The 13,263-nt window shown below is 58.7% G+C and carries 7 protein-coding genes; 1 reads left to right on the top strand and 6 read right to left on the bottom strand.

Features of this window, described 5'->3' with window-relative positions:
- Positions 1-143: 143 nt before the first annotated feature.
- The 6 genes from murB to serC all read right to left on the bottom strand — a co-directional run bounded on the left by murB (position 144) and on the right by serC (position 10,364).
- On the bottom strand, positions 144-1,049 hold the full coding sequence (gene murB / locus Q0G85_RS02665; RefSeq protein WP_297154475.1) for a UDP-N-acetylmuramate dehydrogenase: 906 nt from the start codon (positions 1,047-1,049) through the stop codon (positions 144-146).
- Between the two features lie 127 nt (positions 1,050-1,176).
- A complete protein-coding gene (locus tag Q0G85_RS02670; protein ID WP_297154477.1) occupies positions 1,177-2,712 on the bottom strand; it encodes a 2-isopropylmalate synthase in 1,536 nt (511 codons plus the stop codon).
- Positions 2,713-2,865: 153 nt separating this feature from the next.
- Positions 2,866-5,115, bottom strand: coding sequence for a DNA gyrase subunit A (locus Q0G85_RS02675; RefSeq protein WP_297154479.1), 2,250 nt, complete (start codon positions 5,113-5,115; stop codon positions 2,866-2,868).
- Positions 5,116-5,188: 73 nt separating this feature from the next.
- Positions 5,189-7,183 carry a type IIA DNA topoisomerase subunit B gene (locus tag Q0G85_RS02680; protein WP_297154481.1) on the bottom strand — a complete coding sequence of 665 codons (1,995 nt, stop codon included), beginning with the start codon at positions 7,181-7,183 and terminating at the stop codon, positions 5,189-5,191.
- 402 nt (positions 7,184-7,585) lie between these two features.
- Positions 7,586-9,166, bottom strand: coding sequence for a phosphoglycerate dehydrogenase (gene serA, locus Q0G85_RS02685; RefSeq protein WP_297154483.1), 1,581 nt, complete (start codon positions 9,164-9,166; stop codon positions 7,586-7,588).
- Positions 9,167-9,281: 115 nt separating this feature from the next.
- Positions 9,282-10,364, bottom strand: a complete 1,083-nt coding sequence (serC, locus tag Q0G85_RS02690; protein WP_297154484.1) for a 3-phosphoserine/phosphohydroxythreonine transaminase — start codon at positions 10,362-10,364, stop codon at positions 9,282-9,284.
- Positions 10,365-10,637: 273 nt separating this feature from the next.
- On the opposite strand from serC, the gene Q0G85_RS02695 reads away from it, so the two are divergent.
- Positions 10,638-13,091: a hypothetical protein gene (locus Q0G85_RS02695; protein ID WP_297154486.1), complete on the top strand. Its 2,454-nt coding sequence runs from the start codon at positions 10,638-10,640 to the stop codon at positions 13,089-13,091.
- The last annotated feature ends 172 nt before the right edge of the window (positions 13,092-13,263 follow it).

A 13,263-nucleotide genomic window follows, 5' to 3' on the forward strand; every position in this document is an offset into this window, starting at 1 on the left:
CATCGCGCAAGTTCGCCACAATCCAGCGGCAAGCGGCACGGCAAGTAGGGAAGCATTCGCCGCGTCGCTCCCCTGTTTTCGAACATTCGTGTCGCATGGGAGCTCGCCTTTGCTCAAAGTACTTGCCGCCACGCTTATGCGCCTTACCCCCACATGCGAACCTCGGGTTCGAGCATAACGCCCGAGTCCTCGAACACGCGGCGCTGCACCTCGGCGATGAGCGACTGCACATCGGCCGCCGTCGCATCGCCAGCATTCACGACAAACCCTGTGTGCTTGGTGGAAACCTGAGCTCCGCCAACCGAAAGGCCCCCAAGCCCCGCCTGATCGATGAGCGCCGCAGCAAAATAGCCCTCCGGGCGCTTGAAGGTGCTTCCAGCAGAAGGCATATCGATCGGCTGCTTCGCCTCGCGCTTGCTCGTAAGCTCGTCCATACGCGCGCGGATGTCCTCCTCGGGTGCAGGGGAAAGCTCGAGGGTCGCAGCAACCACGACGTAGCGCGCGGCGTCGAACATGCTGTGACGGTACGACCATTCTGTCTCATCGCGAGGCACTTCCACGATGCGTCCCTCGGGGGTTACGCACGTGACCCGCACACACACCTGCGAGAATTCGCCGTCATAGGCGCCGGCGTTCATGATCGCGGCGCCGCCTATGGTGCCCGGGATGCCGCATGCGAACTCGTATCCCGAAAGACCCGCCGCCCGCGCCGCCTCGGCGACGTCCGCGTTCGTGGCGCCTGCTTCCGCAACGATGCGGGAGCCCTCGACGCGGATCGAAGAGAGATTGTCGCGAACCTCGATCACCACGCCGTCGACACCCTCGTCGGATACGAGCAAATCGCTTCCGCAACCGAGGACGCGCCAAGGTTCGCCCGCCTGCTCGCACGCAAGCACAACCTGCGACACTTCCGCAACGCTGCAGGGCGAGACGAACAGCTCGGCAGGGCCTCCGATCTTGAACGTGGTGTGGAGCGAAAGCGGCTCCGATAGGCGCACATTCGCCTTGCCAACGATGTCAGCAAGCCTCTCTGTCAGCGATTGATCCATCTTCGCGTCCTTTCCTTTCAAAATCCGATGCGGCAGCGATTGGGGCCGCGAGGGGCTGGGCAAGGGCCGTTAGCAAAAGCGGCGCCCGAGATGAGCGCCGCCGATGAGCAGAACAAACGCCCGAAAGCTACTTCTGCTGATGCTCCTTCTTATGGTTCAGCAGGCGGTTCAAAGCATTGACATAGGCGCGCGCCGAGGACACGACGATATCGTTGTCGGCGCCGCGGCCAGAATACACTTCCCCATCGGGAGCGGTAACGCGAATGGTCACCTCGCCGAGCGCGTCAATGCCGCGCGTCACACTCTGCACCGAGAACTCAGTCAAGTCGTTTTCAACCTGGACGATCTTGTTGACCGCCTTGTACATGGCGTCAATCGGACCGGTGCCGAAATCGCACGCGGTGACAACCTGATCGGCCTGATTGCGCAGGGTGACCGTAGCCGTCGGGATCATGTCGGTACCGCAAGATATCTGCACGCCCTCGAGCAGGTACACGGCGCTCACCTGACGATCGCGCTCGTGGATAAGGCTTTCGAGATCCTCGTCGTAGACTTCCTTCTTCTTGTCAGCAAGGTTCAAGAAGTCCTCGTAGATCTTGTCGAGCGCCTCGCCCTCGAACTCGTAGCCAAGCTCCTCGAGGCGATGCTTCAGAGCCGCATGGCCGCTGCGGGCAGTAAGCACAATCTGGCTCTGACCAGCCCCAACGTCGGCAGGATCGATGATCTCGTAGGTATCGCGCTTTTTAAGCACGCCGTCTTGGTGGATGCCCGAAGAATGCGCGAACGCGTTCGCACCGACGATAGCCTTGTTCGCCTGGACGTTCATGCCGGTGATGGAGGACACAAGGCGGCTTGCCTTGGTGAATTCCCTCGTGTTGATGTCGGTATGCGCGTTGAGTTCTTCGCCATGCATGCGGATGCCCATCACGACTTCCTCGAGCGCGGTGTTGCCCGCACGCTCGCCAAGGCCGTTGATGGTGCACTCGACCTGGGTCGCGCCGTTCTTCACGCCTTCAAGCGCAAGCGCCGTCGCCATACCGAGGTCGTTGTGGCAGTGAACCGAGACCGTGACGTTCTCGATGCCGCGGACGTTCTCCATAAGATACGCGATGCGGCGGCCGAATTCGGCGGGAAGCGAGTAGCCTGTGGTGTCGGGGATGTTGACGACCGTTGCGCCCGCATCGACGACTCGCTGGATGACCTTCGCGAGGAACTCATAGTCCGAACGACCTGCATCTTCGGCGTAGAACTGCACGTCGTTCATATATTTCTTGGCATAGCGCACGCAATGTTCCGCACGCTCGAGGCACTCGTCCTCGGTAATGTGCAGCTTGTCGTGCAGATGGCTCGGGCTCACGCCGAGACCCGTGTGGATGCGTGGGCGCTTCGCGTATTTGAGCGCCTCGGCAGCGCGGTCGATGTCCTTCTCGACAGCGCGCGTGAGACCGACGACCGTCGCATCGTCGCCAGCGAGCTCGGCGATCCGGCGAACGCTCTCGAAATCACCGGGGCTAGAAATGGGGAAACCCGCCTCGATCACGTCGACCTTCATGCGTAGTAGCTGACGCGCGACCACCAGTTTTTCTTCCGTGTTCATGGAGGCGCCCGGCGACTGCTCGCCGTCGCGCAACGTGGTGTCAAAAATATCGATCTTGCGCGTCATTTCGTTGTTCCTTTCTAAAACGCTTGCGGTCTTATACCGCGGCGAACATTTTAGCGCAGGCGCTTCGTCTCGAAGAAAAGAAGGGCCGCTGCCCTCGGGTTTCCCCGAAATCGGCAACGACCCTCCACATTTTTTCCTAGAAACCAGGTCGTGTTATTCCCCCAAGTCGAACAGGCTCCTCATGTCCGTCTCTTTCATCGATGCGCCCGCTGACGGGAGACTTTGAGCGCGGAATTTCTCAAGCGGCGCCTCCCCGCCCAAGAACTCTTCCGCCTTGCCTACCATGGTCACCGCTCGATTTCCCTTGGCGGTGAACGCCTGGACACCCTGCGTGTTGTTGGTGGTCTTCGTGCGCAAAAGCGAGGTGCTGAAGTTCACGAGACGATAGTCGCTCGACACGAGTGCCAAGTCGCGGTCTTCCTTCAGCACCGTAGCGTACAATAGCTTGGCTCCGCCGTAAATCGCGTTCTTCAAGCGCTTGCGATTCGTCTTGGTGGCGTAGCCCGAAAGCGCGACGCGCGCGACGCGGCCGTTCTCGAAGACGAACAGGACGTCGGCCGTATAGTCTTCAGGGTCGATGACCCAGATCACAGACTCATCGTCATCCATTTCCAAGTCGGTAGGCAGATACGACCCCAACTGAGCGGACTTGGTATCTTCGAATGCTGCGACCTTGCATTTATACACCTGGCACAGGTTAGTGAACACAAGCAAGTCGTGCGTATTAGAGGAGTCGAACTCGATAAAGGGCTCGTCGCCGTCTTTGTACTTCAGCGTCGCAGCCTTTCGCAACACGCGCTCGGTCATCTTCTTCAGATAGCCGTCGCGCGAGAGCATCATGGTCACGGGATATTCCTCGACCTCGGGCTCGAGGTTCACCTCGACGATCTCGGAAGGCGCAATAAGGCCGGTCTTGCGCGGCATGGCGTGTTTCTTGTTCACCGCGGCCAGCTCATCGTGGATGACATCCTTGATCTTCTTCTCGCTGGCGAGGATATCGTTGAGCTCGGCGATGTCGCCTACGAGTTTCTCGATATCCCTCGTGCGGTTCAGGATGTATTCCTCGTTGATGTTGCGCAGCTTGATTTCCGCTACGAACTCTGCCTGGACCTGGTCGATCTTAAAGCCCTTCATAAGGTTGGGCACAACCTCGGCTTCGAGTTTCGTGCCGCGGATGATTGCGATTGCCTTGTCGATGTCGAGCAAGATCGCCTCAAGACCGTGCAGCAGATGCAAGCGGTCGGTCTTCTTCTCCAGATCGAAGCGCATGCGGCGACGGGTCGACTCGACGCGCCACGCAACCCACTCGCCCAAGATCTCGCGCACGCCCATAACGCGCGGGTAACCGTCGACCAGCACGTTGAAGTTGCACGAGAACGAGTCCTGCAACGTGGTGGAGCGGAAAAGCTTCGCCATGAGCTGCTCGGGATCGACTCCCCTCTTCAAATCGATTGCGATACGCAGACCGGAAAGGTCGGTCTCGTCGCGAATATCGGCGATTTCGCGCACTTTACCCTCCTTGGAGAGCTTCACGATGCGCTCGATGATGACGTCGGTTTTGGTTGTGTACGGAATCTCGTACACCTCGATGATGCGCTCATCCGGCAGGTAGCGCCAACGCGAACGGATCTGGAAGCTGCCAGTGCCGGTGTTGAAGATGCGCTCCATCTCCTCGCGGCGGTAGATGATTTCGCCGCCAGTGGAGAAATCGGGCGCGGGCATGTATTCCAGCAGATCACAGTCAGGGTCACGAAGAAAATGCATGGTCGCCGTGCACACTTCGTTCAAGTTGAAGCCGCAGATGTCGGAGGCCATGGCAACGCCGATGCCCTTGTTTGCCGACACGAGGATATTGGGGAACGTGGTGGGAAGAAGGCGCGGCTCCTTCATGGCGCCATCGTAGCTGTCCACGAAATCGACCGGGTCCTTATCGATATCCTTGAAGATCTCGGCGCAGATCGGCGAGAGCTTGGCCTCGGTGTAGCGCGATGCCGCATAGCTCAAGTCGCCGGAATAGTACTTGCCGAAGTTGCCCTTGGACTCGACGAAGGGCGCCAGAAGCGCCTCATTGCCCGTGGCGAGGCGCACCATGGTCTCGTAAATGGCGGAATCACCGTGCGGGTTGAGCTTCATGGTTTGGCCAACGATGTTCGCGCTCTTCTGGCGGGCACCGTTCAAAAGCCCCATCTTGTACATGGTGTAGAGGAGCTTTCGATGCGACGGCTTGAAACCGTCGATTTCCGGGAAGGCACGCGATACGTTAGTGGACATGGCATAGGGCATGTAGTTCTGCTCGAGCGTCTGCGTGATAGGCTGCTCCGTGACCTCGGAGTGCAGACCGATCACGTTGGGATTGTCCACGTGCTTTTTCTTCGGTGCAGTTTTAGTTTTCTTCTTTGCCACGGTTTCCCCTTGGTGCGTATTTTTAAGGCCCACCTATCGAAGCGGGCGGCAGTTCGAGCGTTTATTACTAGCGTTACTGCAGGTCGAGCTGGTCGAGGTATTCCCTGCCATGCTCGGCGATGTGGCGTTTGCGGCCCTCATCGTCGTTGCCGAGCAAGAGGTTGAACATGCTTTCCATAGTGGCAACATCCTCAGGCTCCACCTTGATCAAGCGACGCGTTTCAGGGTTCATGGTCGTAAGCCACATCATGTCAGGGTCGTTCTCGCCAAGACCCTTCGAGCGGTTGATCGAGCACTTCTGGTCGCCGATATCCTTTAAGATGTTGTTCTTCTCGAGCTCGGTGTAGGCGAAGTACGTCTTCTCCTTGCAGTTGATCTCGTAGAGCGGCGATTCGGCGATGTAGACGAAGCCCTCGTCGATGAGCGTCGGCACGAGCCGGTAGAGCATGGTCAGAATAAGCGTACGGATATGGTAACCGTCGACGTCGGCGTCGGTGCAGATGATGACCTTGCTCCAGTTGAGGTTGTCCAAATCGAAGGTGCCGAGGTTTTTCATGCGCTTGTCTTTGACCTCGACGCCGCAACCCAAAACGCGCAGCAGGTCCATGATGATGTCGGACTTGAAGATGCGTGGATAATCTTCCTTTAGGCAGTTAAGGATCTTGCCTCGAACGGGCATAACGCCCTGGAATTCGGCATCGCGCGAGGTTCGGATGGCGCCTGCCGCCGAGTCGCCCTCCACGATGTAGATTTCGCGGCGGCCCTTGTCCTTCGAGCGGCAGTCGATGAACTTCTGCACGCGGTTGGCCATATCGGTCTTCTGCTGCAAGTTGGACTTGATGCTCTGGCGGGTTTTCTCGGCGTTTTCGCGCGAGCGCTTGTTGATGAGCACCTGATCGACGATCTTGCTCGCCGCGTCTTTGTTCTCGATGAGATAGGTCGTGAGGCGTTCCTTGAAAAACGACGTCATGGCCTGCTGGATAAAGCGGTTGTTAATCGCCTTCTTCGTCTGGTTCTCATAGGACGTCTGCGTCGAAAAGCAGTTCGTCACGAGGACCAGGCAGTCTTGTACGTCTTGCCACTTGATGGCGGACTCGTTTTTGTTGTACTTGTCCTGAGACTTGATATACGAATCAAGAGCGCTGGTCAGAGCGCTGCGAGCAGCCTTTTCGGGAGATCCGCCGTTTTCAAGCCACGACGAGTTGTGGTAGTACTCCTGCATCTGGAAGGTGCGGGAGAAGCACAGGCACGCGGTGATTTTAACGTTGTAATCGGGCAAGTCGTCGCGGTCGCGGCCACGGCGGTCCGCTTCGATGAAGAAGGGCTCGGTCAAATACTCGGAACCGACCTTTTCCAGAACGTAGTCTTCGATGCCCTTGGGGTAGCAGAAGTCCTCTTCGGTGAAGCCTTCCGGGCCCTCGAGGCGAAGACGGAAGGTGACGTTGGCGTTGACGACCGCCTGGCGGCGCATCGTTTCGCGATACCAGTCGGCAGGGATGTCGATCGACGTGAAGACTTCAAGGTCGGGACGCCATTTGATGGTGGTGCCGGTTCGCTTCTCGTCTGAAGGCTCAACCTCGAGCGCCTTTTTCTTGGCCCCGACAACCTTGCCTTTCTTAAAATGCAAGGAATACTTGTTGCCGTCGCGCCATACGGTGGCGTCCATGTATTCGGAGGCGTACTGCGTAGCGCACGAGCCAAGACCGTTCGTGCCCAAAGAGAAGTCGTAGTCGCCGCCTTGGTTGTTGTTGTATTTGCCGCCCGCATACAGCTCGCAAAAGACAAGCTCCCAGTTGAAGCGCTTTTCGGTAGGGTTCCAATCGAGCGGGCAGCCACGACCATTGTCCTCGACTTGGATGGAGCCGTCGGCAAAAGCTGTCAGCGTGATAAGGTCGCCGAAGCCCTGACGAGCCTCGTCAACCGAGTTCGACAGGATCTCGAAAGCGGCATGAGCGCAACCGTCCAGACCATCGGATCCAAAGATAACCGCAGGTCTAAGGCGAACGCGCTCCTCATCTTTCAGCTGGCGAATGCTGTCATTGCCGTAATTGGCCGTAGAGTTTGCCATTCTCTCTCTTTCGGTGGTCGTGTTTCCTCAGCGCAACTCCAAACCCCATCGGGTGCAGTTGCCTTCTCGCTCAGTCAGCGCTGCGCAAAAGGCGCGACGCATAAAGCGGGTCTTGTGGGCCAGGCGCTGCTGGCCGCGATTCGCAACCATCGACTTTACCACATGCCGAGGTCGCATCAAAACGACGACACAGCAAATTCATCGGACATGCGTTCGTGTAGAAAGGCATGCGCGAATTGGTTTAGGGAATTGAGCGCGCATAAGCCGACTGGGCGCAAAGTTGTCGCCAGAAATGCGTTTCCCCTGATAGAAGCCTTACATACCAGGGGCGCCCCATCCCTTGGTTACACCGCCTCGGAATAGGGCTCCCACAGAAATGCGATCGAGCGCAGGACCGAATGCCTACAGGTTGAACGACCAAACGTTCTTGAAATCGAGCGTGCTCGAAAGCTTTTGAAGGAGCTCATCGGTCACGTTGCCCTCGACGTTCATGTAGACAAGCGCCGTCTTCTCAGAGGGCTTCGTGCCGATCTGCATCGTCGTGATGTTCACGCCCTCATCGCCAAGCACCGTGCCAATCGCGCCGATGCGGCCGGGGGCGTCGACGTACTCGAACACGAGCGATTGCTTGGCGGGCGCGATGTCGATCTTGTAATCGAGCAGCGACATGATGCGCGGGCGTTGCATCGAGCCGAAGAGCGTCGCTCCCACTTCCACACCGTCGGCGATGACCTTCACGGCAGAGGCGTACTCATCAGCATCGGCGATCGAAGCGGTATCCACCTTGATGCCATGGCGAACAGCAACCGACTCGACGTTCACCGGGGTGACCGACCCTGCGCGGCGATACGCGAGGATTCCGTCAAGCGCGCCTGCGACCAGGATAGATGCATCGGCGTTCGCGATCGTCCCCGCAGCTTCGACGCGCAGCGTCTTCGGAATGCAACCCAGGATCTGAGCCAGAACGCGGCCCATCATCTGGCAAGCGGGAACGTAAGGACCCACCGCGTCCATCATCTCGGGCGGAACGAGCGTCATGTTGAGCGCCGTCGGAACGATAGAACCCTCAAGGCCGCTCGAGACGTACTCCGCAATCTGCATGCCGGCGCGCACCTGCGCCTCGTGGGTGGATGCGCCCAGATGAGGGGTCAAAAGCACGTTATCGAACTCGTGCAGGGGGCTGTCGGTGCAGGGTTCCTCCTCGAACATGTCGATACCCGCGGCGAAGATCTTGCCGGCGGCGACGAAATCGGAGAGGGACTTCACGTTGTAGATGCCGCCGCGCGCCGCGTTGATCAAGACGACGCCGTCCTTCATGACGGCAAATTCTTCGGGACCGAACATACCGATGGTCTCGGGAGTCTTCGGCAGATGCACGGTGATGAAATCGGCGCGGGCGAGCACGTCTTCTGTGCGCTCGAACAGCTCCACACCCAACTGATCGGCGCGTTCGGGGCTGCAATACGGATCATGGCCGATGATCTTCATGCCGAAGGCGCGCGCACGCTCCGCCACGAGACCGCCGATGCGGCCCAAGCCAAAAATGGCGAGCGTCTTCTCGTAGAGCTCCTTGCCCAGAAACTTCGAACGCTCCCATTTGCCCTCGTGCATGCTTGCGTTCGCCTGCGGAAGCTGTCGCGCGCAGGCAAGCATAAGCGCCATGGTGTGCTCAGCTGCGCTCATGATGTTCGAGGTCGGCGCGTTGCACACGATAACACCGCGCTCGGTGGCGGCATCGAGGTCGATCGTGTCGACACCCACGCCAGCGCGCCCGATGATCTTCAGGTTGTCGGCGGCCTCGACGACGCGACGCGTCACGGGCGTCGCGGAACGCACGATGATCGCGTCATAGGGAGCAATCGTCGCGACGAGCTCGTCCTCGGCCAGGTCGAGCTTCACTTCGACGTCGTAGCCCTTCTCGCGCAGAACGTCGATGCCCTCCTTCGCGATTCGGTCGGCTACGAGAACCTTCTTGTGCGTCATGGCGAATTCCCTTCCTCAGACAAGGCCGCTTATCGCGCGCTCGTTTCGCAAATTCGACCGCGAGGAACCACTTCCCCACGGCCGAATTCGTTTCCGTTAGAACAACTATACGGCTTTATGCGTTGTTTTTCTCGAACTCTTCCATGAACGAGACCAAAGCCTCGACGCCTTCACGCGGCATTGCGTTGTAGATGCTCGCGCGCATGCCGCCGACGCTGCGATGGCCCTTCAAACTCTCGAGCCCGCGAGCCTTCGCCTCGGCGATGAACTTCGCGTCCAAATCGGCGTCGCCCGTGATGAAGGGAACGTTCATAAGCGAGCGGAATTCCTTTTCCGCCGTGCCGCGGAAGAGCTTCGAGCTGTCAAGGTAGTCGTAGAGCAGCGCCGCCTTCTCCTCGTTGCGCTTCTTCATCGCTTCGAGTCCGCCCTGCTCCTTGAGCCATTTGAACACGAGACCGCAGACGTAAATACCGTAGGCGGGCGGCGTGTTCGAGAGGCTGCCGGCATCGGCTTGCGTCTTGTAGCGCATGATAGTGGGCGTGAACGGGAGGACATCCTCGCGAATAAGGTCGTCGCGCACGATGACGATGACCACACCGGCGGGACCGACGTTTTTCTGCACGCCGCCGTAGATAAGGCCGTATTTGGAGACGTCGACGGGCTCGGAGAGGAACATCGAGGACACATCGGAGACAAGCGGGGTGTCGCCCGTCTCGGGAAGATGGGTATAGCGCGTGCCGTAGACCGTTTCGTTCTGGCAGATGTAGACGTAGTCAGCGTCTGGCGAGAAGGTAGCGCTGTCGAAATCGGGAACCCGCGTGAAGCCCGCGTCCTCGGAGGAAGCGACGAGGTTTGCGGTGCCGTAGAGCTTAGCTTCCTTAAAAGCCTTCTTCGACCAGTTGCCCGACACAATGTAGTCGGCCACCTTGTTGCGCATGAGGTTCATCGGAATTGCCGCGAACTGCTGGGTCGCGCCTCCCTGCAAGAAGAGCACGCGGTAGTTGTCAGGGATGCCCATGAGATCGCGAATGTCCTGCTCAGCGGTTTCGATGATGCCCTTGAAGGTCGCCGAGCGGTGGGACATCTCCATCACGGACATGCCACAGCCGTTATAATCGAGCATCTCCGCTGCGGCGGTCTTCAAGACCTCCTCGGGAAGCATTGCGGGACCTGCAGAAAAGTTGAACACCCTACCCATAAGCGCGCTCCTTTGATCGCGAGAACTCAGACGCACTTTATTCTAATGGAGCGATTGGTGCGCGACGCGCAAATTGAGGCTCCAATCGATAACTGGATGTCCTCACGTACCTGGGCGGACACCTTGGCCCAAAAGCGCGTCCCGCATCTCTTTTCGTGGCTGCGCAACGCAAAGAAGGTGTGAATTTCTTGTATAATTTCATGTAAGTAAACCCATCACGCCACGTCCTAGAGCGCCCACATTTGGCGAGAAGGCATCACGGAAGGGGAACTCATGGAAAACGCGATCACAAGAAGAGACGCACTCAAGCTCACAGCCACCGCAACGACGCTCCTCGTGTCGGGAGGCGCACTGGTCATGATCGCAGGTTGCGGGGCGAAAAGCACGGCGGACTCCCCCGGCAATGCCGAGCCCGCCCCAAGCGAAACGAGCTTTCGCGTGGAAGACGGGAAATGGTTTTCCGACTGGACGGAGGAAACCAAGCAGGGCATCCCATTCACCGGCTCAAAGCTCGGCATCGTTCCGAGCGGCGACGGCGAAACGCTTGCCATCGCCTACTGCAACGCCGACGGCGTGAAGCAGGTGACGCAAATCGGGCCAGCGAACGCGCCCGTGCGCGTGCACGGCGACATTGAGATGCTCGCCGCGGACGACATCGCGTCTCGCTACGTGGTTTTAGTCGATGAAGACGCTACGATCGACGCGCTATTCTTGGGCGGCATCGACCGCGCGGAAGTTTCGGGCAGCATCGCCTCGCTTATTGTCGCGGGAAAAGCCGATGCTGAGCTTCGCGCCGAATCATCGGTGCAGTCGGTGATCATGGGCGACAGCCGTGCGGACGTGCGTGTAGACGCAGGAGCGCTCGTAAGCGAAGTGTACGCGCCCTATGCAGAGCAGGTCGAATTCGAATCTGTCCCCTGCGCCGTCCGCACCGTCGACGCCGATTACGCATCACAGGCGAACAAAGCCTTCGTGCGAGTGCTGACAGGACAGGGAACCGAAGACGAACGCGCCTTCGTTTTGGGCCTTTGCGCCGACCTTGAGCTTCCCCCCGTCGTTGTCGACGCGGCGGATGCCGCGAAGACGAGCGCCGCCGCCTTCCCTGTTTCGTTAGGTCCCGAAAAGGCATATGCGGACGAGGCCGACAAGGCAAACGCAAGTTCCGCCGCGAGCAGCCAGGCAGACACCGCCTCCGAAGACACCGATGATGCCGACGCTGCCTTTTCCGACAAGGAAGAGCTCACAAGCGACGACCCGGAATGGAGCCGCCTTGAGGACTTCCAGCCCGACCCCGATACCCCCATCGACGAGGACTGCATCGAGCTTCCAACCGATGAGGAACTTGCGGCCGCGAACCAAGACACCGAAAACGACATCCCCTTCGTCCAGGGCGACATCGACACCATCTTGAAAGGCGTTGCCAACCTCACGCTCAACAAGACCGTCACCTACGCCACAAACACGCTCCTATCTGCGATTTTCGGCTCGAACAACGGCGTCGAACGCGCCCTTGGCGAGATCAGCGCGCGCCTCGACAACATCGAGCGGGAAATCCAAGCCGTGTACACGGCGATTCAGGAAGCCGAGCTCTGTTCGATTATCAACGAGCTGATCAAGACGTATTTCCGCAACACGACCGATTTGGTGGATTTCATCGAAAAGTTCAACCACGATTACATGAAGGATTTCCAGGAGGGAACCGACGACTACATCGCCGCGCGCAAACGGGTCGCCATGTACCTTGCGACGGCAAGCTCCGCCGAAAACCCCAGGCTTACCGTCGACGGGAAGACCGTCGACGCCTACGCCATCGATTACTGCAGCGCGCTTTTGGCGGAGCAGGTCGGTGTCGCACTGAACCCACTCGAGGCATACTTCAAGTTATCCCTGCTCAAAAGCCCATGGGAGCAAAATACCATTGCGGGTCGAGTGGGCTTTCAGGATGAGGTTGTCAACAAGTTCGGGCTTTTGTGCGGATACGCCGCCTTCGCGCTGAGGGGATACATGGACTATCTTGTCGATGATGTCACGCTATCCGACGAGAAGAGAAAAGTCGAGATCAGTCAATGCATCGCGAGCTGGGAGCAGCTCTTCGGAACCGACTCAGCGAATGAAATCGCCAACGATTACGGGGTGACAAACGAGTTCAGCAGCATTCGTGCGACGAGGGATAACGAAAGTAACAGCGAGGAAGGCTACGCCACACGCGCATCCCGCTTGATCGAGAGCTACAAGGTGGTTCCACATGCCGATAAGTGGCGCCACTTCATGGTGCCCGGCAAGGAAGTCACGCTCATGACGCAAGCGGCCGTCCTCAAGGTGAACAAGAGCACGGGCGCAAACCAGCCACAGCTCACCGTAAGCAGCGATACCCATCTTGTGGCGGATATCGACAGCTTCCGAAAGATCTACGATTATTATGGCGGGAAAAAGACGCTGCACCAGATACTCTTCTCGCAGGACGAGGCCAGCATCGCACTTCCTGACGCTGGCAAGAAGGAAGACTACAGCTTCTCAGTCTCCGGCGTCGAGCCTAAGGCCGACCGCTACATCAAGTCGAAGGGCGCCATCGAGCACAGTCAGTACTACACGCCCGTTGTCTCGGGAAAGATGAAGCTCAGCCAGAGGAACTACTACAACTACGACAACAACCGCGGCTCTAAGACCGAGAAGTACTTCGACATCACGCTGCTCGGCGTCTACGAAAAACTATCCTTCGAGGATTAAAGCGCTTTTGCCCAAGCGCAAGCGGGGCCCGCTCACACCGAGCGGGCCCCGCTTAATTCAATCAGCTTGCGCCGAACTACTGCTCGTCAGACTTGATCCAGGAGAACATGCCGCGGATCTTGGCGCCAGTGGTCTCGATCAGGTGGTTGTTGATCGCCTCGCGATGCTCGAT

Origin of the sequence: uncultured Ellagibacter sp. (assembly GCF_934617235.1) — a bacterium.
In the GTDB taxonomy this organism is placed as follows: domain Bacteria; phylum Actinomycetota; class Coriobacteriia; order Coriobacteriales; family Eggerthellaceae; genus Ellagibacter.

Bases quoted from the DNA above. Each gene is read 5' to 3' on its own strand.
- Q0G85_RS02695 (WP_297154486.1), top strand. From the start codon at position 10,638: ATGGAAAACGCGATCACAAGAAGAGACGCACTCAAGCTCACAGCCACC.
- serC (WP_297154484.1), bottom strand. From the start codon at position 10,364: ATGGGTAGGGTGTTCAACTTTTCTGCAGGTCCCGCAATGCTTCCCGAG.
- Q0G85_RS02680 (WP_297154481.1), bottom strand. From the start codon at position 7,183: ATGGCAAACTCTACGGCCAATTACGGCAATGACAGCATTCGCCAGCTG.
- serA (WP_297154483.1), bottom strand. From the start codon at position 9,166: ATGACGCACAAGAAGGTTCTCGTAGCCGACCGAATCGCGAAGGAGGGC.
- murB (WP_297154475.1), bottom strand. From the start codon at position 1,049: ATGGATCAATCGCTGACAGAGAGGCTTGCTGACATCGTTGGCAAGGCG.
- Q0G85_RS02670 (WP_297154477.1), bottom strand. From the start codon at position 2,712: ATGACGCGCAAGATCGATATTTTTGACACCACGTTGCGCGACGGCGAG.